The following is a 25,318-nucleotide window of genomic DNA, read 5'->3' as shown; positions in this document are numbered from 1 at the left end:
GGCCCTTAAAAACTATTCTACAGTCACGGACTTGGCTAGGTTTCGTGGTTGGTCAACATCCGTGCCTTTGATAACTGCCACGTAGTACGACAATAGCTGCAATGGCAACGTGTAAACGATGGGGGCTATCGCGGGTTCGCAGTGGGGCACGTTGATGACGCGCATGGTTTCGTCACTGGCGAATTTCGCTTGTTTATCGGCAAATACATACATGATGCCACCGCGAGCGCGAACTTCTTCGACGTTTGATTTTAACTTTTCGAGCAGTTCGTTATTTGGCGCGACAACAATTACCGGCATTTCGTCGTCGATGAGCGCTAATGGACCATGCTTTAATTCACCTGACGCATACGCCTCGGCGTGAATGTATGAAATCTCTTTTAGTTTTAGCGCACCTTCCATTGCGATCGGATATTGGTCACCGCGACCCAAGAATAAACTATGTTGTTTGTCGGCAAATTCTTCGGCTAGATCTTCTATCCCGGCGGTTAAGCTAAGGGTTTCTTCTAGCTTAGCGGGCAGACTATGTAACCCGTTTACAATCGAAATTTTATCCGCGTCTGAGATGCCATTGTATTTACCAAGTGCTAAGGTCAGCATCAAGAAGCCTGTTAGCTGTGTGGTGAATGCTTTCGTAGAAGCAACACCGATTTCCGCTCCCGCTAATGTCATAAATGCCATGTCTGATTCACGTACCAATGATGAACCGGGCACGTTACATATTGCCAGACTCGACATATAACCTAAGTCTTTCGCTAATCGCAATGCGGCTAAGGTATCTGCGGTTTCACCCGATTGTGAAATAGTGACGAGCAAACTGTTGGGGTGCACTACAGATTTACGGTAGCGAAACTCAGATGCTATTTCGACATTACAAGAAACATTGGCATATTGTTCTAACCAATATCGCGCGGTCATTCCCGCATGATAGCTGGTGCCACAAGCGATAATTTGTACGTGTTTGATATCTTTTAAAATCGCTTCTGAACCTGCGCCGAATATACCTTCGACTAAATCGGTTTCACCTAAACGGTCTTGTAGCGTATTGCGTACGACTATAGGTTGCTCATGAATTTCTTTGAGCATGTAGTGGCGATATCCGCCTTTATCACCTGCATCGTGTTCAATTTCAGAATCAAACACTTCACGCTCTACTTTTGCGCCCTTTGCGTCATAAACGGTCACAGAAGTGCGAGTAATTTCCGCCACATCACCTTCTTCTAAAAACATAAAGCGGCGTGTTACTGGCAATAATGCCATCTGATCTGAAGCAATAAAGTTTTCACCAATTCCTAAACCTATTACTAATGGACTTCCAGATCGAGCGACAATAACGCGATCTGCATCTTCTTTATCCATAATAACTGTACCGTACGCGCCGTGAAACTGGCTCACCGAATCTTGTACAGCTTTTAGTAAGTCTTTGCCTTTTTTGATTTCTTCATGCACGGTATGGGCAATGGTTTCGGTGTCGGTATCAGAACCAAAGGTATAACCCTTGCTTTTCAAATCAGTACGTAAACTTTCGTAATTTTCAATGATACCGTTGTGCACCACGGCAATACGCTCATTTGAAAAATGTGGATGAGCGTTTTTTTGATTTACTCCACCATGCGTGGCCCAGCGGGTGTGTGCAATACCAGTAGAGCCTTTTACGGGGTTTGCTTTAATTGCATCGCTTAATGCTTGCACTTTTCCTACCTGACGCTCACGAGTCAGATTCCCTTTACCATCGAGCAAAGCGACACCGGCAGAATCATAACCACGATATTCTAGTCTTCTAAGTCCTTCTAACAATATTTCAACGACGTTACGTTCGGCGATAGCACCTACGATCCCACACATAATATTCTCCTAATGTGTTTCAAGGGTTGGAGCGCAAAGCACGTTTACGCCATGTTGTTCGATTTGACGTTTGGCTTGTTCATCAATGCCATCGTCGGTGACCAAAGTTGAAATTTGCGACCAAGGCAATTCAACATTGGGAATTTTACGCTGTAATTTTTCTGATTCAGCCATCACAATGACTTGTTTCGAAACGTCTGCCATAGTGCGACTGAGTGAAGTTAGTTCATTGAAAGTGGTTGAACCGCGCTGAGTGTCTAATCCCGCAGCACCTAAAAAAGCCTGGTCAAAATTGTAAGCGCGCAACATTTGCTCTGCCATTTGACCTTGAAATGAATGAGATTGTTGATCCCAAGTTCCACCTGTCATTAGCACTTGCGGTTCGTTTTCACGTTCTAATAATGCATTGGCCACTTGTAAGGAATTAGTCATAACAACTAACCCCATTTTACTCGGCAAATGGGGGATCAAAGCGGCTGTTGTGCTGCCGCTGTCGATAATAATTCGGTTATGGTCTTTGATAAGTGTTGCAGCAGCAATGGCTATCGCTTTCTTTCGATTCGAAAGGTTTTCACTGGTCAACTCGGAAGATTCTGAAGGTAACAAAACCGCTCCACCAAATTTTCTGAGCAATAACCCATTACTTTCGAGTTCTGATAAATCCTTTCGAATCGTCACTTCAGAGGTTGAAAATAGCTTAGACAAAGCGTCTACAGCGACTTCTCCACGTTCGTTTAAACGCTCAATGATAGCTCTACGACGTTGTTGGGTATTGCGTTTTTGCACTATTGTATCCACCGATGAAAGCAGTTAAGTTTCGAAACGAAAGAAATAATAGGTGATAATTTACGAATTGCAAGTATTTAGTTTCATACTTAGGTATTTTTAAAGCTAATAGCAGTTTAGGAATTAAGGCGTGTATATTTTTTGTACAGTTCAAGGGTTTAGACTAGACTTAATTTTACTGGTAGCCAAACAAGTGAAAAGGATCATTCTGGGTGTCTATAACAAGCTATCCAACTAGCAAAGCTAACACAAAGGGAAGCGCAGAAACAAAATCCTCCAAAAGTGTAAAGGTTGAACCTAAGCTTAAAACGTCAAAGGTCAACCCTACATGGCAGAAACTTGCTTATACAAATGACACCTGGTCAAACGACAGTCATCTACCGTCGGCTATAAAGGTAGGAAATCCCAATAGTGCTCTAGAAAAAGAGGCTGATGCCGTCGCACAAAGTGTTTTGCGTCAGCCTAGTTACTCCAACAAACACGCTTCTCAGGTAAATTCTTCCACAGATCGCTATCCACAAGTGATAAGGGCAAAACAGCGAAGTAATTCATCGCAACCCAAAATAACTAAGCAAGTTGAGAATATAGTTAAAAACCCCGATCAAGGCAGTCCTATTTCTGAAGACATCAAACATCCAGTTTCTCGAGTTCTAAGCAATGATTTATCACAAATCCGAGTGCACCAAAATTCAGCCTCAAACCGAGCAGCAAAGGATCTAAACGCCAAAGCATTTACGTTGGGTAATCATATCTTTCTTGGATCAAAACAAAGTTCTAACGATATAGGGCTAATGGCTCACGAAATCACCCATACCCAACAAAAATCCAGTACTCAGCAAATTCAAAGAACCCCAGAAGAGGACATCTGTGAACGAGAACCCTCCATGCAATCACAGTCGCTTCCTCAATCTTTAAATCAAACATTTGAAGCTGATGGAGCCTCCTTACTTAGTGATCAGTCTGTTGAACAGCATTCTGATGATGAAATTTGTGAACCAGCAGAAAATGAATTTAGCTTTAATCCAGATGATTACAACGTAGAGGAAATGCGTAACGACACGCTAAATATAGAATCGATTAGAGTTGAGCAATGGTTTGCTAGAAATGGCGATGTAAGCCTACCGGAAACTCCGGCTTATCAAACTTTTCGAAGACGTTTGAAAGCCGAGCGAACCAAACGGGTTGAATATGGACATTTGTGGATGGCAACAGCCACCTCAGCAACACCAGAAAAGCTCTATATGCTGAAAGATAATAATGGCGTAGCGCTTATTATATCCATATATCCGGAATCCGTTATTGGTACACCAAACCGCTCTTTTCCAGATCCAATTATGTCTGAACAACAGTTTCAAGATCATTTGTCCGACATCGATATTCCAATTATGTCTGAAGCTGAATATGTAGCTAGGCTACGGGCTTCCGAAGCCGCACTGATACGTGAAGAATCAGATGCTATACGCCTATATTCCGAGGAAAATGATAATAGTCTATTTGGCTCGCCCGCACCTATTAACTACCGTAATGACGACAGAATTCGTCCCTACAGTGGGGGTTATTCCTTAACGGATCCTAGAGCCAGCGCAATACAACAAACACTCCCCTATCGGAATGTAAACGTTAGAGCTGGTGATATAGGTGAGGCATTTGCTTTATCAGACAGAAATAAATTCTTAGTCGGTAGTAATTATAACAATGCAGGAAGGACATGGTCCGGGGATCCTCTTCGCCCATTTAGAGCTACCCGAGGCAATGTGCCAGTTGCTGATGTGCTCGTTTCTTCTGGCTCACCATTCCAAGATCTATCGGTAAAAGTAACACGCCCAGGCACTGCTAGTTATAGTAGCCCCAGCGCGAGAACTCGGTTCAATACTTATCTAAGTGGTCATAAAGATATTCTGAATACCAACGCAGCAAAATTTCAACGATTTGCCAGTACCTATCGTCCTAATATGACATTATCGCAAGTGAGTGACGGATTAGGTTTGGCGATACCTGAAAATCATCTAGCCGAGTACAGAGCACTGCTAAATAATCCAACGGGTTCCGATTTAACAAATACGGGGAATGTTTCTCAGAAGCCCAATTGGGATCTAGAGCCCATGAAAACAATCTACAAAGCAACCCGTTTTGACACGCCAATTGACTTAAATGATAGTTCGCCACCATTACAAAATGGTGCTGAACTTTACGAGGCTAGACAAAATGGACGAATAACACCAGCACAGTTCGACAATCTTATTCAACAAATTGGTCAACAAGCAGCATCAAGAGCTGTTGCCATACCTAATTTCAACACGAACACCATTAGATGGTATGAAAGCTTTTTAGATACCTTACCCAATAGAAATCCAACAGATATGCGAGCAGGTATTGATACCAATACCGCTCAAGCAATTGAAGAAATGCGAAGGATGCAACAATCTAACCTGCCTGATGCGCAGTTTTCAACGGGAGACTGGCAACAAGCAAGGCGCACAACTGCGTTACGACAAGCACCAAGAGCGGCAGGATTAGGAGTTGCCATCGGTGTGGGTGCTGATTACCTATTTAATGAGCAAGCAAATTTAAACGACCCTGCTTACCGAGCGCATTTAATCAAATTAGGTTTATTAGAGGGGGGCGCAGGCGCTGCTTCAGAAGTTGGTGAACATTACATGCGTACCCGAGCCGGACAAATGATAATAACCGAGGGGTTAGAGGCTACCTCAGCCAAAGCAGTGGCTGCACGATTAGGCGCCCGCGCTGTACCTGGAGTAATAGATGCGGTTATGGAAACCTACAATATTGCCACTGATGGTAGAGAAAATTCAGCCACTGAGATTGTGGTTCGAACAGGCCGCGCAGCTGTGATTGGTGGCAGTTCAGCTTGGGCCGGAGCAGCAATCGGCACCGCCATAGGTGGTCCAATTGGCTTTGGAGTTGGTCTGCTTGCCGGTTTAGCCGTGGGTTGGCTAGGAAATCGACTCATAGGGGGTGGAGCTAACTACTGGAACGAACGTGCGCGTCAACGCCAGATACAAGAAGAGCAAGCCCGTAGACGCAGACGAGAACAAGCGATACAAGAGAGAATAATGAACGAATTACAACGTCGACAACAACGCTTAGATATACCTTTAGCGTCAGAATCTTCTAGTGTTACTGGTGTAGAAGCCATATTTGGTTCTCACACTGACAATCCCATGTTCATGGAAAGTTCACCGGACAATCAGCCTACAGTGGGTGATATTGAAGCAGAGATTTTAAGAAGTTATTTAATCCGAGATAGATGACAATTATCGGATATTTTCACATCAATCAAGATTAATTCTCGGTAGGCGGCAATATTCCAAGGTTTTGTTTTAGCAGGTCTTTGGCTTGGTCACTCAATAATGCTTCTGCAAGCATTTCTTCTAACGCCAACTCGTCGTAATCACCTGCTTGGAAGGTAAGACTGATCTCACTCATTAAGTTAGCTTCAAAAAGTGTCGCCGAGAGTGGCGAGAGCTCTGAGATCTTAGATATGGATATAGTTTGGTCTTTTACCACTTCGATTATTAAAGAAGGCATTTCCCATATTTTCATTAGCTCAACACTGAGCAACATAGAGCGCTGACTGAGAAATTTCTTAAACACCAATGAATCTTGTTTGAAGTCTGGATGACTTTTTTGAAACGCTTCAACCATAAATTGGAAAATAACGATTTTGCCTAAATCATGCATCAAGCCAATAATATAGGCAGCATCAGCATTCAAATTGCGCGCTTGGGCTAGGGTTTTGGCAAGCACCGCTACCTCTTGGCTATGCAACCAAACTTTTTCTCCAAATGCTTTAAAATAAATCGGTTTTTGATGACATAAGTTTTTTACAAAACCATTTAAAACAAATTCTTTTATATCTTTTGCACCCATCAACATAAACGCTTTTTGCAGATCGGTGATTTCATTATTTCCACGTTTATAAGCAGGGCTGTTGGCTTTTTTCATCAGCTCGCTTGCAATACTCGGCTCTTGTTCAATCACTTTGATGAATTCAGTCAAGTTAAAGTCGGGATCGTTCAATAAATTAGTTAAGGTCAGCACAGACTGCGGCAGAACTGGGAAATGGGTTAACACGTCTTGCGGATTTTTAAGGGCGTGATTCACCCGAGTTAAGATATATTGTTCTAGGGGATTTAAGGTGGTACTGGTTTCAGATGGCCCTAACAAATAATCGTAGAACAGAAACTCCAAGCGGTTAAATGAAGCAACGCTAAGAGTGATACTTTTTGCAGGTACTGGAATATCAGGTAAATTAGATTCAGCAGGACTCGCTTGTTTTGTTACTTCCGGTAAGCCACTTTTTGCCGAATCTATAGCCGCAGACGTCTTGACTAACGGAGTTTTAACCGCTGGTTTGGGTGTTGTGCGCTTAAACAAGCGAGAGATCAATTTTTCAAACATATTCGAATTTGCAAACCAGTAATTTTGTTTAAGGCCTTGTTCAAGGCCTTGAAATACACGATAACAACCTGAATCAATTTCTATCTAATATTAGTTAGCAAAAACTTAAAGATAAAAATTGTCGCTAGAATCCTGTTACCTATTCTCTCAAGTCTTTTTGGTCGGTCGTTTCCAACCTTGTATATTTCGCTGTTTGCTCCGAGCGACCGCCAATTCATGATCATCGACATTAGTATTGACCGTTGAACCAGCGCCTACTGTGGCCATTTTCCCGATTGTCACTGGCGCGACTAACGCACTATTGGAGCCAATAAACGCGCCGTCACCGATAATAGTTTTGGATTTATTCACACCGTCATAGTTACAAGTAATGGTGCCTGCACCAATATTGGCTCCTTCTCCAACCAGCGTATCGCCTAAATAGGTTAGGTGGTTGGCTTTAGAACCTTTGCCTAATACGGTTTTTTTCATTTCTACGAAATTACCAACCTTAGACTTATCATGCATTACAGCCCCTGGTCTGAGTCGAGCATATGGACCGACACTGCAGCCACTATGCAATTCAGCTTGCTCAATTATAGAGTTCGCTTCTATTACCGAATCATCGCCGATTTGGCAGTCAATCAAAATGCAATTAGGGCCAATTTTTACATTATTGCCTAACTCCACTTTGCCTTTAATGATGACATTAACGTCAATGCTGCAATCTAAACCGAATGAAATTTCACCGCGCAAATCGAAACGTTGGGGATCTAAAATATACAAGCCTTCCATCAGCAAGTTCTCAGCGTTTTCCAGCTGGTAAGCCCGTTCTATCATTGCCAATTGCTTACGGTTATTAATCCCTTCTACTTCCACCGAATTTGCTGGGTGAGCAGCTTTAATCACTTTACCTTCATTGGCAGCCATCTCGATGACGTCTGTGAGATAAAACTCACCTTGTGCGTTATCACTGTTTAGCGCTGATAACCAACGTTTCAGGTCAGCGCCGCCCATGATCATCATGCCGGTATTAATTTCTTTTATTTGACGTTGAGCATCTGTGGCATCTTTATGTTCTACGATGGCGGTAACATTTTCACCATCTCGAATAATACGTCCCATTCCTGTGGGGTCATCCAATTCAACGGTCAACAGTGCTAGATCTGATTGTTGTTTAACATCAATTAGTTGCTGCAATGTCTGCGCTTTAATTAAAGGCGCATCACCCACCAAGATCAAAACGTTTTCGTCATCTTTAATATGAGGAACCGCTTGCTGAACCGCATGGCCAGTACCCAATTGCTCTGATTGTAAACACCAATTGAGTTGATTATGCGCCAATGCCGATTGCAGTTGCTCGCCACCATGGCCATAAATTAAATGAATGCTTTCAGCGCCCAGCGTGTTCACAGTATCGATAATATGTTGCACCATAGGTTTATCGGCAATGGGGTGAAGTACTTTGGGTAATTTAGACTTCATTCGCGTGCCTTTGCCCGCTGCAAGTACAACTACTGAAAACGTCATTGAGTATCCTTAAATCATAAAATTCTATTTATTCTAACTAAGCTCACTAAAAGGTCTAGTAATATCACACAAAGCATATATTATTTGTTTGGCTAAAACCTGTGCGGATTTTATCCGTAGAAGTATTGGACGCTTATCGTTAAGATGATGTCTTGAAATTAATGAATGGAAATTGGATTTCTTTGAACGCCTTTCGAACTTTACATCGTAGTATTTTAATTTTGTTTGCCGTAGTGGTTATTTCAATAGTAACCCTTGTTCATTTTACAGCGTCAAAAATTGTTGCTGAGCAAAGCCGAGCTCAACAGCAATCCATTTCTCCTGCTATTACTTTAATTATTGATCAGCTTCTTGAACCCCTTCATGTATCCGAAACATTAGCCAAAGCCAAAGAACTCAAAGATTTAATGAAAGACAAAGACATTGATGAAGAAGCAATGTTTTCTATGCTCACAAGACTCGAAAGCGAGTTTGATATGGAGTTTTTTATTGCCAGTGAAAGCAGCCGTATGCAATACAACTCAGACAAGACAAAACTGGCATTAGTCGAAGACAAAGTGGATTGGTATTTTCGCTACAAAGCTGCTCCTAATGACGCTATAGCTGATATTGGTCAATGGCAAGATCCACATTTTTATATCGATTTAAAAGTGTATGACGGTGATGATAACTTTCTCGGCTTTTTTGGGATCAGTAAAAGCCTCGACAGTTTCGTGGAAATTTTTGATCAGTACAAACGCGAATATGGCTACGATTTTATTTTTGTGGACCAAGACAATAATATCGCACTTTCTTCAGATCCTAATTTAATCGTTGAGAATGCCACATTTAAAACCCTTGAAAGTTTAGATTGGTATAAAACGCTAGACATCAGCAAATTACCCGATGGTTCACTGAATAATTTGTTAGTTAAAACCTCCGGTGTAGATGCGCTCATTGCGGAAGTGAAAGTTGAGCCTTTCGGCTGGACTATGTATTTGCTGACGCCTTTGGAAGCAAGACAAACTGAAATAAGCCGCAGCTTTATCATTAGTGTTGTCACGTTGTTGGTGATTATATTTGTATTATTTATGCTGATTTATCACCTGCTGTATTATTTTAAGCAAGACATGCAGAAAAACTTCCAGACCGATCCTCTTACACGTTTGCCGAATCGTAATAAAGTCGAATTACGCTATGCTGAAATGATGGATAAAGGACTACAAGTAGGGGTGATTCTGATTGACATTGATCACTTCAAAGCGGTGAATGACACCCACGGCCACAACGCGGGTGACAATGTACTTCGTCAAATATCAAATATGTTAAGTAATCAGTTACGACACGGTGATGTTGTAGGTCGCTGGGGTGGTGAAGAGTTTGTACTGTTGTTGCCAGACACAAGTCCTGATCAAGCCTACGACGTGGCACAAAAGTTACGTGAAAGCATGTCGAATATGACCGCTTCCACCGGCTCAGCTGCAGTTCAAGTAACGGCTAGCTTTGGCGTATCACACACCGACACGCTGCGCCCTCTAACCGAAGTGCTAGGTTATGCAGACGATGCTTTGTATCAGGCCAAACGAGACGGTCGTAATATTGTCAGAATGCAATTATCAAAATCAGAGTAGTAAGTAGTTACACTTGCTACCTGCTTGTATTTTGCTAGGCGAGTTTGAGTCTAAACTTAATCACACCTGTTGTGAGGCTCACTCCGAATAAAATTAACCCTGCCCCCAACAACATGCCTAGAGTTAGCATTTCTTGTAAAAACAACACGCCCCATAACACCCCAAATACTGGCACCAAATACGCAACGGTAATGGCTTTGGATGCACCCACATTAGCAATTAACCGGAAATACAAAATATAGGCAAAACCGGTGCAAACGACACCTAGCACTATCACTTGCACCCACGCATCAAATGATGGCATTTGTTGCGGCCAAAGCATTACGGCAAAGGGAATTAAAGCAAGCGTAGCAAAGACTTGACTGCCCGTTGCTATGGCTAGAGTGTTGATACCGGTAAGATGTTTTTTGGTGTAGCAAGCAGCAATTCCGTAAGCGAATGTTGAGCCTAACGCCGCCAAAATAGGTAACACAGACAAATGTAAGTCAATGCCAGTACGAAGCAAACTGATCACAACCACGCCACTAAAGCCAATAAATAAGCCAAAAACCGCCAAGCCTGTTAGTCTTTCCTTCAACCACAAAAAAGCAACAATAGCGCCAAACATTGGGGCGGTAGCATTTAGGATGGAGGCCATGCCAGCCCCCAATAACACGGTACTGTAACTAAACATAACAAAAGGAATGGCAGTGTTAACTAATCCTACAAATAAAATAGGACGCCAATATTGCCTAACAACTGATACCTTTTTGCGAAGAAATAGCAGTGGTAACAAACACAAGGCGGCAATTCCTGTGCGCACTGCCACAAGGGCAAAAGCACCAAACTCTGGTGTGGCAGAACGCATGTACAAAAAGGATGATCCCCAAATTGCAGCTAACATCACCAATTCGAATACGTCTTTTAATCTCATTACATCATTTACCTTTGCTCACTCCGATTTGATAACAAATGGGCGTTATTGACCTTTTTGTTCAAATTCTAATAGCCATGACTTACGTTCTAATCCGCCGGCGTAACCGGTAAGTGTGCCATTTTTGCCAATCACTCGATGACAAGGAACAACGATAGAAAGTGGGTTTTTGCCATTTGCCGCCCCTACAGCTCTAACGGCTTTGGGGTTGTGTAATTGATTGGCTATATCAGCATAACTGCATGTCGCACCAAAAGGAATATTTGCTAAAGCCTGCCAAACTTGGCGCTGAAAGTCAGTACCTACAGCACCCAAAGGTAATTGAAAACGGGTTAACTTACCCTCGAAATAGGCATCCAATTGAGTTACTGCCTCTTCCGTTATGGGGTTGCCTTGATAAATGTCTTGTTGAGATTCTGAAAAATATATAGAAACAATACACTGACTATTTGCACAAACTTCTATTTGCCCTATGGGCGTTTCGAGATAACTATAAAATAAATCACTGCTATGCGTCATGCCATGCTCCACAATTGAAAAGTAAGATAGCTCCTCCATGGAGCCGCTGCATCGGGATTTAAAAGGTGTTGTTGAATTTGTTTTTTGATCACCAAATCAGAATCTAACCAGATGTCCGGATTGGAAAGCCCGCGCATATTGGCATAAGCCACCGTCCAAGGGCCAATTCCTTTGATACTTTGCCAGTCACTTAACAGCCCATTTTGAACCTGGAACTTGGCAAGATCCCGTAAACACTGTCGGCGTTTGTCAGGGATTTTAAGAAAGCTCAAATCTGACTCGGCAATAGCTTCAGGGGAAGGAAAAAGTCGTTGCTGCTGATAACTTCCGCCAAGTTCATGAGCTAATTGAGAAACCAGATTGACCGCGGCTTTAACTGAAATTTGTTGCCCTAAAATGGCTCGACAAGCAGCCTCAAAAGCACTCCATACACCAGGAATTCGAATTCCTGGAACAATAATGTCATGGGGTAGCCCGGTGGCCTGCAAACTCGTGTGAATGATATGCGGATCGCAATCCAAATCCAATAAACGCCGGATTTGCATTACCACAGCTTGAAAACAACTCAAATCATTGATGCTGAGCGACACGTCAAAACAATTCTTGGTAGCGTTTAAAGTAGCAGTAAAATGCCCTAGCGCATTGCCATAGGTGAATCCTTTGCTATAACTATTTTCAGTCACGGTTTCTATCTCAGCAATCGCCCGTAGTTTTAAAAAGTCACGTAAATGCGGCCAGTTGTAAGGGGCTCGATACGCCAACTGAATGTGTAATGAGGCTGACTCCACTCCCTGCTCACTGCTGTGGGGCGAGGTGATTTTGCTGGCTGCGCGCTTACGAATCTGAGTCGGCGTGAGTTGCAAGTTGGATTGCAAGTTAGCTTGTAACCGACGGGCACTAGTGAAGCCGCTAGCGATAGCTATATCGTCAATCGACAATGTGCTGTTGTGTAATAAATTTTTAGCCATCAATAGCTGGTCAAACAAACGAAACTTTTTAGGTGATATTCCCAGCTTTTTTTGAAACAAATCACGCAGGTAGCGATCGCTGACACCCAATTTTTCACAAATATCCTCAACATTTAACTCGGGGTGAGCACGCAGTAATTTGATGCCCCGTTCGAGTGTAGTAGTGGTGCCCTTCCAAGCAAAAGAACCCGGTGCACTATCAGGGCGGCAACGTAAACACGGACGAAAGCCCGCTTGCATTGCCAAAGGTGCCAATTCATAATATTCGACATTTTGTTCTTTTGGTGAAGGCGCAGGACAAATTGGCCGACAAAATATGCCCGTGCTTTTCACTGCCACATAAAAATGTCCGTCAAATCGAGGGTCACGGGATTTGCGCGCCTGTTGGTATATTTGCTTGGTATTCATAAAGGTTACTTTTAGCCAACTTAAAGCAAGTTTAACCGCAAAAGATCAATAAAACGCGCTGAAAACGGAAGTGATATGAAATTAGTCCCTTATTAGAGTGAATTCATTTCCCTGTTGTTTCAGCCACCTTCAACTAGTATCCTTGTCATGATGAGATGTTTAACGTTAATTGTCCTTTTCTGGTTGACAATAATTGTCTGCCCGCCGGCCTTCGCTGAAGAAGATAGCTGGCTTTACGACTTTGCCTCCAAAACCCAAGCACAAGCTATGAAGCACAATGTGCCTGGTTATATTCTTGTTTTTATTCGTAAAGGCGAACCGGCTAAGGTGATTAGTTATGGTTTGACTGAAAATTTTGGTCAAAAAATTGATACCGATACTGTGTTTAGATTGGCCTCTGTGTCGAAAACATTCGCCGGTGTGTTAATGGCCAAAAAAGTCGCAGAAAAACAGTTTACGTGGCAAACACCGATACTAGAGATTGTGCCCGAATACGGCTTTAATCGGTTAGATCCCAATCCGATAACCCTTGGACATTTGTTAAGCCAGTCCAGTGGATATATCCCCAATGCTTACGACAATTTAATTGAAGCGAATTACTCGTTAAAACGTGTTCTAGGACAGTTAGCGAAATTAGAGCCCTTGTGTTCTCCAGGCAAATGTTACACCTATCAAAATGCATTATTTGGCGTACTTGAAGATTATTACATCAACCATAAAAGTAGTTATGGTAAAGAATTAAGCGAGACCATTTTTAAACCATTAAAAATGCCGCACGCCAGTACAGGAAGACAAGGTTTACAAAGCTCGCCCAAATGGGCAAAACCCCATGTGGCAATCACCCGCTCGAAATGGCGAGAAACCAAAGTTCAAGATGATTATTATCGTTATGGTCCAGCAGCGGGAGTAAACGCCAGTATTGAAGACATGGCGATTTGGGTGCGCGCAATGTTAGGAGAATATCCAGAGGTTATTCCCCCAGAAATAGTTGATACGGTCACCTCAGAAAAAATCAAAACAACACGAGAGTTACGCAGACGAGATTGGCGACGGTTCTTGAAAGATGCCCATTATGGCTTAGGTTGGCGGATTTACGACTTTAAAGGCCACAAATTAAACTATCATGGTGGTTGGGTGAAGGGCTATCGCGCGGACGTGTCTTTCGCACCAGATCAGAAAGTAGGTTACGCGATGCTGATGAATGCCGAATCAAATCTTATCAATAGTTTTACTGCAAAATTCTGGCAGGCTTATTTTGAATCTTATGAAGAAACTCAAAAACTGCAATTGGCAAAACAAACTGGGGGCTAACCGCCGCTTAGCGCTTTACTGACATGCGCTGACAATTGCAAAAACCTTTAATGCAGTGAATTGAGTAAATCACTATCAGCAGTAAAAACATTTCAGAAATGGGATCATCTAGGTGGCGCAAATACACCACCTAGATTTCAATTACGAGGTTTTTAGGTAGGTATAACCTTTCAAACAATTTTCGTAAAAATCCGTCCACTTAACGCCTTCTCTAGGCTTAATTTCACCTTCGGCAATTTTAGCATCAATCAATTTTTTAACGGATTGCGCCATAAAGCTTGGGTTGTATTGCATGATAGATAACACATTATCTACAGACGATCCGGTGACAACTTCTTCGATATAAAAATCGAGAGGGTCATCATCATGACTGAAGATATGCACTTCATTCAAACGACCAAACAAATTGTGCATGTCACCCATTACATCTTGGTACGCTCCGGTGAGGAACATACCTAAATAGTAGTCTTCGTTTTTGTTCAGTTTGTGCATAGGCAATACATCTGAAATACCTTTACCCAATACAAATTGGTCAATTTTACCGTCACTGTCACAGGTTATATCCACCAGCGAACAGTTTACATTTGGTCGCTCATTCATTCTAGAAAGCGGCACAATCGGTAATACTTGATCAATCGCCCATGTATCAGCAGCTGATTGGAATACCGAGAAGTTACACAAATATTGCGATGATAAGTTGTAATCAAGCTCTTGCATCTCTTCAGGAATAAAATCAGCATTTTGCAAACGCTCTTGCAAATTAACCATAATTTGCCAATAAAGGGTTTCGATTTTCGCTAACTCTTCAAAGCTAATAACTCTCAGTTTAAACGCAGATACCGCTTGCTCTTTGTATTGAGAAGCATCGTTGAAAATTTCTTGTAAGTTATCTTGGGTTGCTAATAAACGAATTTGGTCGCGCATATTGGTAACTAAAATATGCTCGTGCTCTTCGAAATCCGTTTCCATTTCCGCACTGTTTGAGCGAATTTCACCAACAATTTCTGCCACAACACAACTGTGATGAGCGGTGATAGCTCTGCCACTCTCGGTTACTAAAGTTGGGTGAGGCACTTGTTCAAGATCACAAACTTCCTTCATACCAAACACAACGTCTGCTACATATTCAGCAATGGTGTAGTTGCGAGATGAATCATTGGTAGATTTACTGCCGTCGTAATCAATACCAAGTCCACCACCAACATCAACATAATCGAGCTGAAAGCCCATATGGTGTAATTCGGAGTAGATCATCGCACCTTCGCTGATGGCGTCTTTAACGGCGCGAATATCCGTCAACTGACTACCAATATGGAAATGCAGTAGTTTAAAACACTGCCCCATGCCTTGAGCTTCAAGATAACGAGCCGCTTGAATAATCTCGGTATTGGTGAGGCCAAATTTAGCCCGATCACCACCAGAACCTTCCCACTTGCCTTGACCTTTCACGGTCATTTTCGAGCGCAGGCCAATAATCGGCTCAATGTCTAATTCTTTGGCCAGTTTGACTAACAACAAAAGCTCAGAATACTTTTCAATGACGACAATTATTTTGCGTCCAAGTTTACGCGCCATTAATGACAAACGCATAAACTCCTCATCTTTATAACCATTTAAAATGGTTAGTGAGTCTTGGTTGGTGTTGTAGGCTAGAACCGTCAGTAGTTCAGCTTTAGAACCTGCTTCTAAGCCGTAAGCATATTTATTACCCGCATCGACAATCTCTTCCACTACTTCGCGCATTTGGTTAACTTTCACAGGATAAACACCGCGATACTCTCCGCGATAACCAAAATCTTTGATGGTTTTGATGAAAGTTTCATTTAACAACGCAACTTGTGACCGCAGAATGTCGTGAAATCTAAGAACTACAGGAAACTGAATCCCTTCTTCTTTGATCTCTTCAATAACATCTTTGAAATCGATGCGCATTTCAGCATTCGTTACATCAGGGGTAACATGCAAATTTCCGTTAGGACCAATCTCAAAATAGCCGCTACTCCAGCGCTTAACGCCGTACAACTTCTCTGCGTCTTCAATTGTCCAGTTATCGGGTTTGCTCATTTATTTGCTCCGAGGTTTGCCAATATTTGTAAAAAGGGGCAATTCAAAAGGAATTGCCCCATTCTAATATTGCTCAAACAACTTAAATTCATTGTTAATTGCCAGCATTATACTTTGCTGATGATCTAAAAGTGTACTATTTATTTGGGTTGATATTGAAAAATATCATCTAGGTGACATTCAAACACTTCAGCCATTTTAAAGGCAACTTCCAAAGAAGGGGAATACTTGCCTTTTTCGATCGCCATAATGGTTTGTCTGGTCACCCCAACTTTGTCCGCTAGCGCTTGTTGCGTCATTTCGTTAGCAAAAAAACGCTTTTCACGTATGCGATTAGTAATAGGTATGTCTGCCACCCTAATATCCTCTACGATAATTAAACAAGGTGACAGAAAATCGAGCGACTTCAGACAAAATGAAACTAAACATCAATATATGCGCAGTTAACAGTGGAATTTGCATAGAACTATAGTGGTCGGCAAATTCAGGATTATATTCAACTGTAATTATTCGTCCAAGGGTAAAAACTACGCCGACCACCAAAATGGTATAGCCAACTTGATTACCGCGATATTCAAACAGTTTGTCTCTTTCGTCAGCGCCCATTTCAGCTGCTTTATGATTGGTGGCTGCCAACATGCTGTGCAGCACTATTTCTACCAATACACTAAGACCAATAGCTTGAATCAGTAAATCTTTGGCACTTTCTTTAGCCTCTTCAATCGGGATACCAGTGAGCATCACAATGCTATAAAAGTAGTAACCAAATATACAAATTGTGCTGACTAATGAAATCCAATGACTTTTCTCTTTAAATGACATGTCCATGCAAGTTCCTCCAAACTAAGTTGGAAGAAATGTATACCTAAACAAACTCAATGTCAAAAATTATTAACACCTAGTAAATATTTAAAGACCTAAAGTTACTTTTTATAGCTATTCAGTACCAATATCTTCATTCCATAATTCGGGAGATTCAGTAATAAATTGCTCCATCAGTTGAATGCATTCTGGATCCTGCAGAACTTCTAGCTCAACACCTCTGCGTTTAAGCAATTGCTCTTCACCAATAAAGGTTTGATTTTCACCAATGATAATTTTAGGAATTTCATACAACAGAATTGCCCCTGAACACATTGAACAGGGTGACAATGTTGTATACAAAACGCACTCACGGTATACACTTGCAGGTTGTCGCCCAGCATTTTCGAAGGCATCCATCTCACCGTGTAAAATGGGACTACCAGATTGCACTCTGCGATTATGTCCACGACCAATGATTTGGTTTTGATAAACAATAACTGAACCAATAGGGATACCGCCTTCCTGTTTGCCTTTGATAGCTTCATCAATGGCTGCTCGCATGAATTTGTCCAATTTGCTCTCCCATTATGGTTAGTTTCGCGCACTTGATGTTAGCAAGGAGGTTAGCTGTTTAGCCTTACAATTAATCTGTCTCCCTGCTTTATTTCACCAATCTAGCATAAATTGATACACTGCTAGTGTATAGTTTTGAAGCATTCATTTAACGTCGTATCAACGCCCAATTTCCATGTATTTTAAGTTTCCAATACCCCTGTCATTGATGCGCAATAAATTCGCTATATAAATTACTGAACAATAACAAGATCCATCTAAAGTGATGTTGTTATTTATCTGCAGTTAAACGCCAAAAGGATAACAAAAGCAATGAAAATTCTTGTAGACACCCACTCACACACCATCGCCAGCACACATGCATATAGCACCGTTCATGATTATTTTGTGCAAGCTAAAGTGAAAGGGTTACAAATGTTTTCATTAACCGATCATGGACCTGAAATGCCTGACTCGCCTCACCCTTGGCACTTTGGAAATCGTAATGTGATACCACGAATTGTCGATGGAATAGCCTGTCTTAAAGGCATTGAGGCAAATATATTGCCACCTGAAGGGGGGTTAGATGTGCCAAATGGTATGAAACCTTACTTAGACTTTGTTATTGCGAGTTTCCATGAACCGGTATTCGCACCAGCGAGTAAAACCATCAACACCAAAGCACTAATAAACACTATTGCCGGTGGAGACTGCCAGATAATCGGTCATCCGGGCAACCCAAACTTTCCGATAAACTACGAAGAAGTAATTATTGCGGCCAAGGAACATAATGTTGTACTGGAGATAAATAACAGCTCCTTCACTCATTCACGGCAAGGCAGCGAACCTAATTGCGTTCGCATTCTGGAACTAATAGATAAGCATGATTGGAAAGTTGTATTTTCAAGTGATGCGCATATCGCTTTTGATTTAGGTAATTACGAAAAGAGTATTGGTCATGCGCAATCAATTAATTTTCCCATTGAACGAATTGTAAATCGTGATGCAAAAACCTATTTGGCTTTTTTAGCCGAACATAAACGCCCAGTAGCCGACGAGTTGTCTCAGTGGTGCGCAAATCTCTAACTAGCAGCAAGTATCCCTAAGCTATGCGTCGCTCCAACGCATAGCCACATCACACCTTTGATAACTCTTACCGTATTTATCCATAATCAACGCATCATGTGTGAAGCCATTTTTTTCATACAAATGAATGGCGGCTTCGCATTTGGCATTGGTTAATAAAAATAGGCAGTCGATAGGCAATAGTTTCGCTTGGGCGATGACATGCTGCAGCAATTTTTCACCTACTTTTAAACCGCGGGCGTTCTCCAACACGCCCATCTTAGTCAGTTCGAATGCGCCATCTCCTTTATTTAATAATGCGCAAGCGCCAACGACACCTAATTGGGAATGCTTAGCAAACCAAATTTTGCCTCCCTTATCGATAATGTTTTCCTGAGGATGACCCAATACTTGTTTGTCGACATCTTCAATCACAAACATGCTTTTTATCCATTGGCTGTTAATTTGCTCAAAAAATGGCGCTAAATCCGGTTCAAAATCTAAAAAAGTGAGGCTGTTTTCTAACATAGTTGTATCCACGATATTGGTGTTTGGGGAGGTATTTAATGGCTCAAAATGATCTTTGCTGCGCTCAAGTAACGAGCGTTTATCAAGGGCTTTTTCGAAAGTCTGCAATGAAGCGTAAAAATGATTTTCAAACTCACTGCATAAATCTTTGGCCGCTTTATCAACGGCCGCCCATACAGGTCGCATTTCCGCGACTTTTTGATGCCCTAGCGTTGATAAGCTCAGTACTCTTTTTCTTGAGTCTTCAGTGTCTAACTGAATCTCAATTAATTTTCTAGATTCTAACTGTCGACTGAATTGACTCAGGGCCGGTTGAGTTAATCCCAGTAAATTAGCAGCTTCTACTACGCTTACTTGCTTTTTTCGATCTAATAAAGCCAGCAAAGTAAACCATTTGGGCTGAATGTTCATATCAAAATGCTGATACACCGCGGCAGCATCTGCCATCATTCGTTCACTGACTCGTTTTAAGCGACTGCCCAACGCCAGTTCACCTAATTCATTTAGAAAATCTTTGTTCATACGCACCTCTATATAAGCATTTATATAATCACTTATATATAAATGCAAGTAGAAAGACGATGATTAAACATAGGTGTATTTGCAGGGATTAGATATAAAGGGCGTTTAGCTTAAGGATAGAAGTGTTGAAAGGTGGTTCATTCAACACCAAAGAAATCAACTAAGGTAGCTTGTAATCAAAAATATAGAAGTGCTTTGTGTCCTTAATCTCAATGTTCATAGTACCCACAATACCGGTCAATTCGCCGCTGCCGGAATCAGGTACCACCGTAATCGCTAAAGACGGTTCGCCTTTGTTCATAATGCCTTGATGGATTAACACAAAACTGCCGTGTTTGCTGTCTAAAGTACCTGTGAACGATTCTAATGCCACATAACCGGCAGAACCTTTAACCTCGGTCATATGACTTAGCATTTGCCCTTTCGATTGGCCGTCAAGTTCACCATGATAAGTTTTATCCAAGGTCATTCTTGCAACTGAAAATTCGGCATCCGTTTGCGGTTGCATGATTACTTCGAACTCGCCTGTTACATTTTCAGTATTCAAATTTGGATCTCCTGAATAAACAACTTGGGCATAAGGAACAACAACCAACCCTAAAATACAGAAACAAGCTATCACTAAAATGGTTTTAAGATTGTGCATTTCCATGTCTCTTTTAGATTCCAAAAATAAGTATAACACCAATCTACAAGCTGTATATAAAAACAGTTTTTAATGTCGTGGAAAATACTTTTTAAAAAAATTGAAAAAAAATGTCAGGTTATTTTCATTTGTCTCGACTATCTAAGTAATTCACTAAAACGAGAGATTTGATATGAACACTGCAACGTTAAAAATGCATGAAAAAACCACACCATCACAAAGTTTTATTTGGTTAAAACAAGGGCTAAATTTATGCTTAAAAGCACCGTTTAAGATATTCTTTTTACTGTTGGCAACAATCATTATTGAAGGTCTATTTCAATTATTACCCGCTCCTTTTGGTGTCATCACATCTAAATTAGTGATGGCCATACTAATCGCTTCGTTGTGGCCAGTATTAGATCAAATATCACTGCATAAATCTTTTACATTCAAAAGTTTAAGACTCTATACAGGTTGGTCGAAACTACCATTGTTGAGTTTGTTATTGTTACTCCCGACTGCGGCGCAAGTGCTCACCGCTGTTGCTATGTTGGGGAGCAGTGGCCTCGAATTATTGTTTTATGCTCAAATGGTAGATGTGACGCCTGCGCAGTTATCCATTATATTTGCCTCAGCTACCCCGGTTAGCATATTGTTGATGTTTGTACCTGCATACCTTTTGTTAGAAAACAAAAATATACCGACTTCAATTAACAACGGAATTCGCTTAGCACTTCGCGCATGGAAACCCCTAACAGTAGTTTTCGCTATCAATCTACTGGCAATAATGGCTGTGCCATTTACGTTTTTACTTAGCGCATTATTACTCGGTCCATGGTTGCTTTGTATAAACTATGTGGCATTTAAAGATCTCACCAACGATCAATAGGAAGGTGCGTGACTCAAACTGCAAGGATTGAAGATATTTTGTCGCAATACGCGCCTTTATTGGCACGTATTGCAGCAACTTATGAAGCCGATTTGGGGCTAAGAGAAGACTTGATTCAAGATATTAGTTTGGCGGTTTGGCGAGCTCTGGAGACTTTTAGGGGTGACAGCAGCATAAAAACCTTTATTGCACGAGTTGCTCACAATCGTTCAGTTGATCATGTACTGCGCGAAAGCCGACGCAATAACAACCTGTCAGATGAGAATATTGATGATTTGCAAACAATGTCGCCAAATGCCACCCATCAAGATAAACAATTAGACCTAATGTCAGCGCTGCGTCAACTACCCCTTGGCCATCGACAAATTATTACTATGCAATTGGAAGGTTTTACCCAATTAGAAATTGCTAGTGTTTTAGGTTTGTCTGAAGCCGCTGTTGCCAAGCGCGCCAGTAGAGCTCGGCAACAACTAGAACAATTGTTATAGAGGAACAATCATGGATCCGAAATTCGAACAATGGCAGCAAGCCTTTCAACAAAATACGCCTAAAATAGACGTACACAAATTAGCTCTGCAAGTTGCCAGAAACAACAAACGGGAAAAGCTAAAAGCCTGGATTGATTTAATTACAGGTTGCGGCGTTAGCGTTTTTTGCGTGTACTTTTTATTAGTTTATGCTGATACAACTCTTGGCAAGCTATTGTTCGCGGCGTTAAGTCCTATTCCCTTGGTATTTAGCCTTTGGGCGTTTCGTTTACGTCAATCGCAACCGTTCGAGCACAGTCTGGATATCAATCAGTTATTAGAATTCAAACGTAAAAAACTAAGCAACCAAGTGTACTACTGGAAAGTCAGCGCAGTGATTTTGACTGCTCTGTGGTTAGGGTTGGTTGGATTTGCAGGGTTATCTTTTATCAAGCAAGGTGGCGAGAGTCTTTGGCTGACGCAAGTAATTTTACAAACCCTAGTGCTAGCTGGGACATGGGGACGCTTTATCTATTTGAACAAACAACTACCTAAACGCTTAACGGAAATTGATGCTTTAGCCTAAATTCAGAAGAAATAATTTTAATTCTCGTGGTTGCTGATGAGCTTTATTTCACCATTATGCGCTAATCTTCACCTTTTACACCTGTTCAATATTCATACAAATCAACATGTTAAAAAAATGCTGTCTATCATACTCAGTAATACCAAATGGATTAAAGGACCAGATAGTATTTTTAAGGTATCCACTGAGATACGAATGTATTCTCCCAATGCTATCGGCAACTAGGATTTTCACGTTTAATGCGCGCCATCGAAACACGCTTAAAATTTAAACTTTAATTTATTGAGGAAATAACCATGTTGAAAATAGTTAAAACTTCGCTGTCTATTGTTGCCTTTTCATTTGTGTTCGCTGGGCAAGCTCAAGCTGACGTGAATGAAGCATTGAAAAATATCTGCACTATTGTTCAAGCGGATGATAAAACCGAGTTACGTAAAAAAATGAAAGTCGTTCAAACCGACTACAGACTTAAACTTCAAGACTATTACGCTTCTGTAAGTTGTAATGGAGAAAGCCTAATTCGCACTGCATTTAAAGCCGGCGCAATTGAAACCGGGACTTTGTTAGTTAAAAAAATGCCAAAAAGTCAGTTGAATGCGCCTGAATCTGACGGTAAAACCTTGCGAGCTTGGGTTTCTGAACAAGGTTTGATGGATTCTGCAATTGCCAGCGTTTTGAACGAACGTATTTAATTATTCATCAACATGATGAGATAAATAATAGCTAAGCAATACCAACAACAAAATTTGACGGCTCCATTGCGAGCCGTTTTTTTGTCTGTAATACTGAGGTTGAATTACAAATACTTTTGAACCTAGCGCCGGTATAAATAGGAATAAATTTTGGACATAGTTAACCCTAGCTCCCTGCAACAAGAATGGACAACATTACAGTACCAATACGACAGTTATGAGAAATTTTCATTGTTGATTAAAGTTTTCAGTGTGATCTTATGCAGCTTTTTAGTGTTTCATGTACAGCTTGATTTTATCGTACCTTCACTGTGTATCGTATTTTGGATGCTCGATGGAATTTGGAAAACCTTTCAGGGGAGAATTAGTCAGCGACTTTTGGCAGTTGAAAAAGCATTACTAAATCCGATGCAAGACACTGGTATGCAATACAATAGCCAATGGGAGTTTAACCGTCCTAGTAGCATTAAGTTGATTGTGAGTTATGCGACAAATGCACTAACTCCAACTGTTTTAGTTCCTCATTTACTAATCATTTTGATCGCACTTATGGGCGCTTACATATCCTAGATTGGAACGCTGGAGTCACGGATGACTCCAGCTATTGTTGCTAGCTTATGCAGCTTCGGTCAGATAAATTGAACGATAAGAAATGTACATTGATGTGAACAACAAAGGTACAACCACTAACAAACCTAACATTAATGGTAAAGCGCCTAAAATGTACAGCACCAACATCACTATGCCGTAGATTAAGAATGGCATCACGTTTTTAAAGCACCCGATAAAGCTCTCCTTCATCGCAGCAAAAACCGGCATATCTTGTAATACGATTAATGCTGGAGCGAACCATACTGCCATTACCATTGGCAACATTAACGCCATTGCGACTAAAAATGATAACCAAAATTGCGCACCCATCATTTCAGGACTGCTCTCTCCTGCTAGGATGTCCATGTATACCGAACCCATAGCTACAAACATAACGACAATACTGATAACAGTACCAATTGCAGATAAGCCCACTAGCCTGCCTGCGCGATAAGAGAATCCAGCAAACAAATATTTGATGTCAAAGGGCTTACCCTCTGCTGCAGCCTGACAACCTAACATCAATCCACCTACCCAAATATAGGTTAAAAACATGCTAATGATTGAGCCGATGAAAGGAATAATATTGATCACAATTGCGACAACGAAGCCAACAATCATGGTCACTATCCACATACCAATATCTTGCTTAAATAAACTAAAACCTTCTGATATCCATGTCATTCCATCGCCGACGGCTTTATTTGATGGGCCGGTATAAACCCAAGATCCAGTAGGTGCCTCTGTTGAAGTAAGATCAGACTCGGGAGCTTGATACGGGCTATTTTCGTTATTATCCATTTTTTATTCCTATGTAAATTCCCAACATCATTAGAACTAAGAATTTTTCTAATGATTTTTTTAGTAGACGTGAAATTATCATTAGAATGCTGATGAATACAACTTTTATGCACCTAACCCTGTGTTCTATATATATTTTCCATGGCCTAAAAGGCCATGCTACGGATTGGAATTGTAGGCGGATGCTTTAGCGCCGCGGTTATTGTGGTTTTTCATGGCCTAAAAGGCCATGCTACGGATTGGAATTGTAGGCGGGTACTTTAGCGCCGCAGTTGTTGGGTTTTCCATGGCCTAAAGGCCACGCTACGGATTGGAATTGTAGGCGGATGCTTTAGCGCCGCGGTTGTTGTGGTTTTCCATGGCCTGAAAGGCCATGCTACGGATTGGAATTGTAGGCGGATGCTTTAGCGCCGCGGTTATTGCGGTTTTTCATGGCCTAAAAGGCCATGCTACGGATTGAAATTTGTAGGTGGGTGCTTTAGCCCCGCGGTTGTTAGGTTTTCCATGGCCTAAAGGCCATGCTACGGATTGAAATTTGTAGGTGGGTACTTTAGCCCCGCGGTTGTTAGATTTTTCATGGCCTAAAGGCCATGCTACGGATTGGAATTGTAGGCGGGTGCTTTAGCGCCGCGGTTATTGTGGTTTTTCATGGCCTAAAAGGCCATGCTACGGATTGGAATTGTAGGCGGGTACTTTAGCGTCGCGGTTGTTGGGTTTTTCATGGCCTAAAAGGCCACGCTACGGATTGGAATTGTAGGCGGATGCTTTAGCCCCGCGGTTGTTAGGTTTTCCATGACCTAAAAGGCCATGCTACGGATATGGAATTGTAGGCGGATGC

At 41.5% G+C, this 25,318-nt stretch carries 23 protein-coding genes; 9 read left to right on the top strand and 14 right to left on the bottom strand.

Translation table 11 applies throughout. From position 1 onward, the window contains the following. Positions 1-12: 12 nt before the first annotated feature. Together glmS and ABWV72_RS06515 are read right to left on the bottom strand one after the other, a co-directional pair. A complete protein-coding gene (gene glmS, locus ABWV72_RS06520; protein ID WP_353369426.1) occupies positions 13-1,845 on the bottom strand; it encodes a glutamine--fructose-6-phosphate transaminase (isomerizing) in 1,833 nt (610 codons plus the stop codon). A gap of 9 nt (positions 1,846-1,854) precedes the next feature. Further along, the gene (locus tag ABWV72_RS06515; RefSeq protein WP_353369424.1) at positions 1,855-2,631 is read right to left on the bottom strand and encodes a DeoR/GlpR family DNA-binding transcription regulator; all 777 of its coding nucleotides are present in this window, start codon (positions 2,629-2,631) and stop codon (positions 1,855-1,857) included. A 212-nt stretch (positions 2,632-2,843) separates the two neighbouring features. On the opposite strand from ABWV72_RS06515, the gene ABWV72_RS06510 reads away from it, so the two are divergent. Then, a complete protein-coding gene (locus ABWV72_RS06510) occupies positions 2,844-5,903 on the top strand; it encodes an eCIS core domain-containing protein (protein ID WP_353369422.1) in 3,060 nt (1,019 codons plus the stop codon). A 31-nt stretch (positions 5,904-5,934) separates the two neighbouring features. Here ABWV72_RS06510 and ABWV72_RS06505 read toward each other — a convergent pair whose 3' ends face one another. Then, a complete protein-coding gene (locus ABWV72_RS06505; protein ID WP_342805620.1) occupies positions 5,935-7,053 on the bottom strand; it encodes an HDOD domain-containing protein in 1,119 nt (372 codons plus the stop codon). A gap of 147 nt (positions 7,054-7,200) precedes the next feature. Further along, positions 7,201-8,562, bottom strand: a complete 1,362-nt coding sequence (glmU, locus tag ABWV72_RS06500; protein WP_342805621.1) for a bifunctional UDP-N-acetylglucosamine diphosphorylase/glucosamine-1-phosphate N-acetyltransferase GlmU — start codon at positions 8,560-8,562, stop codon at positions 7,201-7,203. Positions 8,563-8,744: 182 nt separating this feature from the next. On the opposite strand from glmU, the gene ABWV72_RS06495 reads away from it, so the two are divergent. Beyond that, positions 8,745-10,172, top strand: a complete 1,428-nt coding sequence (locus ABWV72_RS06495) for a sensor domain-containing diguanylate cyclase (protein ID WP_342808323.1) — start codon at positions 8,745-8,747, stop codon at positions 10,170-10,172. Between the two features lie 34 nt (positions 10,173-10,206). Here ABWV72_RS06495 and ABWV72_RS06490 read toward each other — a convergent pair whose 3' ends face one another. Genes ABWV72_RS06490 through ABWV72_RS06480 form a run of 3 tightly spaced genes read right to left on the bottom strand, consistent with a single transcriptional unit; the run spans position 10,207 to position 12,980 of the window. Next, positions 10,207-11,085 (bottom strand): DMT family transporter, encoded by an 879-nt coding sequence (locus ABWV72_RS06490; RefSeq protein WP_353369419.1) that lies wholly within the window; start codon positions 11,083-11,085, stop codon positions 10,207-10,209. 45 nt (positions 11,086-11,130) lie between these two features. Then, entirely contained in the window at positions 11,131-11,604 is a 474-nt protein-coding gene (locus ABWV72_RS06485; RefSeq protein ID WP_353369417.1) for a methylated-DNA--[protein]-cysteine S-methyltransferase, read from the bottom strand. Continuing rightward, positions 11,601-12,980: an AlkA N-terminal domain-containing protein gene (locus ABWV72_RS06480; RefSeq protein WP_353369415.1), complete on the bottom strand. Its 1,380-nt coding sequence runs from the start codon at positions 12,978-12,980 to the stop codon at positions 11,601-11,603. The genes ABWV72_RS06485 and ABWV72_RS06480 overlap by 4 nt, the downstream gene beginning before the upstream one ends. Positions 12,981-13,127: 147 nt before the next feature. Between ABWV72_RS06480 and ABWV72_RS06475 the strand changes: the two genes are divergently transcribed. Continuing rightward, positions 13,128-14,291, top strand: coding sequence for a serine hydrolase domain-containing protein (locus ABWV72_RS06475; protein WP_353369413.1), 1,164 nt, complete (start codon positions 13,128-13,130; stop codon positions 14,289-14,291). A gap of 141 nt (positions 14,292-14,432) precedes the next feature. Here the strand turns inward: ABWV72_RS06475 and speA are convergent, their stop codons facing one another. The 4 genes from speA to ABWV72_RS06455 form a co-directional block, all read right to left on the bottom strand. Next, complete coding sequence (speA, locus tag ABWV72_RS06470) at positions 14,433-16,355, bottom strand: biosynthetic arginine decarboxylase (protein WP_342805629.1); 1,923 nt, start codon at positions 16,353-16,355, stop codon at positions 14,433-14,435. A gap of 140 nt (positions 16,356-16,495) precedes the next feature. Then, positions 16,496-16,711 (bottom strand): helix-turn-helix transcriptional regulator, encoded by a 216-nt coding sequence (locus ABWV72_RS06465; RefSeq protein WP_216048614.1) that lies wholly within the window; start codon positions 16,709-16,711, stop codon positions 16,496-16,498. A gap of 1 nt (position 16,712) precedes the next feature. Then, complete coding sequence (locus ABWV72_RS06460; RefSeq protein ID WP_303500368.1) at positions 16,713-17,183, bottom strand: hypothetical protein; 471 nt, start codon at positions 17,181-17,183, stop codon at positions 16,713-16,715. A gap of 108 nt (positions 17,184-17,291) precedes the next feature. Then, entirely contained in the window at positions 17,292-17,732 is a 441-nt protein-coding gene (locus tag ABWV72_RS06455) for a nucleoside deaminase (protein WP_342805633.1), read from the bottom strand. 312 nt (positions 17,733-18,044) lie between these two features. Here ABWV72_RS06455 and ABWV72_RS06450 point away from each other — a divergent pair, with 312 nt between their 5' ends. Beyond that, entirely contained in the window at positions 18,045-18,797 is a 753-nt protein-coding gene (locus ABWV72_RS06450; protein WP_216048611.1) for a phosphatase, read from the top strand. A gap of 21 nt (positions 18,798-18,818) precedes the next feature. Here ABWV72_RS06450 and ABWV72_RS06445 read toward each other — a convergent pair whose 3' ends face one another. Both ABWV72_RS06445 and ABWV72_RS06440 read right to left on the bottom strand, forming a co-directional pair. After that, entirely contained in the window at positions 18,819-19,826 is a 1,008-nt protein-coding gene (locus tag ABWV72_RS06445) for a bifunctional helix-turn-helix transcriptional regulator/GNAT family N-acetyltransferase (protein WP_353369409.1), read from the bottom strand. Between the two features lie 160 nt (positions 19,827-19,986). Then, positions 19,987-20,472 (bottom strand): DUF3224 domain-containing protein, encoded by a 486-nt coding sequence (locus tag ABWV72_RS06440; RefSeq protein WP_216048609.1) that lies wholly within the window; start codon positions 20,470-20,472, stop codon positions 19,987-19,989. A 172-nt stretch (positions 20,473-20,644) separates the two neighbouring features. Here ABWV72_RS06440 and ABWV72_RS06435 point away from each other — a divergent pair, with 172 nt between their 5' ends. The 5 genes from ABWV72_RS06435 (at position 20,645) to ABWV72_RS06415 (ending at position 23,658) form a co-directional block, all read left to right on the top strand. After that, positions 20,645-21,343 (top strand): hypothetical protein, encoded by a 699-nt coding sequence (locus ABWV72_RS06435; RefSeq protein WP_353369407.1) that lies wholly within the window; start codon positions 20,645-20,647, stop codon positions 21,341-21,343. 8 nt (positions 21,344-21,351) lie between these two features. Next, complete coding sequence (locus tag ABWV72_RS06430; protein ID WP_353369405.1) at positions 21,352-21,831, top strand: RNA polymerase sigma factor; 480 nt, start codon at positions 21,352-21,354, stop codon at positions 21,829-21,831. A 10-nt stretch (positions 21,832-21,841) separates the two neighbouring features. Further along, positions 21,842-22,396, top strand: a complete 555-nt coding sequence (locus tag ABWV72_RS06425) for a hypothetical protein (protein WP_353369403.1) — start codon at positions 21,842-21,844, stop codon at positions 22,394-22,396. Between the two features lie 296 nt (positions 22,397-22,692). Continuing rightward, on the top strand, positions 22,693-23,088 hold the full coding sequence (locus ABWV72_RS06420; protein ID WP_342805644.1) for a DUF3718 domain-containing protein: 396 nt from the start codon (positions 22,693-22,695) through the stop codon (positions 23,086-23,088). A 150-nt stretch (positions 23,089-23,238) separates the two neighbouring features. Beyond that, a complete protein-coding gene (locus tag ABWV72_RS06415) occupies positions 23,239-23,658 on the top strand; it encodes a hypothetical protein (RefSeq protein ID WP_342805646.1) in 420 nt (139 codons plus the stop codon). 45 nt (positions 23,659-23,703) lie between these two features. Here ABWV72_RS06415 and ABWV72_RS06410 read toward each other — a convergent pair whose 3' ends face one another. Beyond that, positions 23,704-24,480 (bottom strand): BPSS1780 family membrane protein, encoded by a 777-nt coding sequence (locus ABWV72_RS06410; RefSeq protein WP_353369400.1) that lies wholly within the window; start codon positions 24,478-24,480, stop codon positions 23,704-23,706. Between the last annotated feature and the right edge of the window lie 838 nt (positions 24,481-25,318).

It is taken from the genome of Aliiglaciecola sp. NS0011-25 (assembly GCF_040370605.1).
GTDB lineage: Bacteria > Pseudomonadota > Gammaproteobacteria > Enterobacterales > Alteromonadaceae > Aliiglaciecola > Aliiglaciecola lipolytica_A.
The sequence above is the reverse complement of the archived record's forward strand: the minus strand, read 5'-3'. Positions and strand labels throughout refer to the sequence as shown.

What these genes read in the sequence shown, in the direction of transcription:
- glmS (WP_353369426.1), bottom strand. Translation starts at nt 1,845, where the DNA reads ATGTGTGGGATCGTAGGTGCTATCGCCGAACGTAACGTCGTTGAAATA.
- ABWV72_RS06505 (WP_342805620.1), bottom strand. Translation starts at nt 7,053, where the DNA reads ATGTTTGAAAAATTGATCTCTCGCTTGTTTAAGCGCACAACACCCAAA.
- glmU (WP_342805621.1), bottom strand. Translation starts at nt 8,562, where the DNA reads ATGACGTTTTCAGTAGTTGTACTTGCAGCGGGCAAAGGCACGCGAATG.
- ABWV72_RS06490 (WP_353369419.1), bottom strand. Translation starts at nt 11,085, where the DNA reads ATGAGATTAAAAGACGTATTCGAATTGGTGATGTTAGCTGCAATTTGG.
- ABWV72_RS06485 (WP_353369417.1), bottom strand. Translation starts at nt 11,604, where the DNA reads ATGACGCATAGCAGTGATTTATTTTATAGTTATCTCGAAACGCCCATA.
- ABWV72_RS06480 (WP_353369415.1), bottom strand. Translation starts at nt 12,980, where the DNA reads ATGAATACCAAGCAAATATACCAACAGGCGCGCAAATCCCGTGACCCT.
- ABWV72_RS06475 (WP_353369413.1), top strand. Translation starts at nt 13,128, where the DNA reads ATGATGAGATGTTTAACGTTAATTGTCCTTTTCTGGTTGACAATAATT.
- speA (WP_342805629.1), bottom strand. Translation starts at nt 16,355, where the DNA reads ATGAGCAAACCCGATAACTGGACAATTGAAGACGCAGAGAAGTTGTAC.
- ABWV72_RS06460 (WP_303500368.1), bottom strand. Translation starts at nt 17,183, where the DNA reads ATGGACATGTCATTTAAAGAGAAAAGTCATTGGATTTCATTAGTCAGC.
- ABWV72_RS06450 (WP_216048611.1), top strand. Translation starts at nt 18,045, where the DNA reads ATGAAAATTCTTGTAGACACCCACTCACACACCATCGCCAGCACACAT.
- ABWV72_RS06445 (WP_353369409.1), bottom strand. Translation starts at nt 19,826, where the DNA reads ATGAACAAAGATTTTCTAAATGAATTAGGTGAACTGGCGTTGGGCAGT.
- ABWV72_RS06440 (WP_216048609.1), bottom strand. Translation starts at nt 20,472, where the DNA reads ATGCACAATCTTAAAACCATTTTAGTGATAGCTTGTTTCTGTATTTTA.
- ABWV72_RS06435 (WP_353369407.1), top strand. Translation starts at nt 20,645, where the DNA reads ATGAACACTGCAACGTTAAAAATGCATGAAAAAACCACACCATCACAA.
- ABWV72_RS06425 (WP_353369403.1), top strand. Translation starts at nt 21,842, where the DNA reads ATGGATCCGAAATTCGAACAATGGCAGCAAGCCTTTCAACAAAATACG.
- ABWV72_RS06420 (WP_342805644.1), top strand. Translation starts at nt 22,693, where the DNA reads ATGTTGAAAATAGTTAAAACTTCGCTGTCTATTGTTGCCTTTTCATTT.
- ABWV72_RS06410 (WP_353369400.1), bottom strand. Translation starts at nt 24,480, where the DNA reads ATGGATAATAACGAAAATAGCCCGTATCAAGCTCCCGAGTCTGATCTT.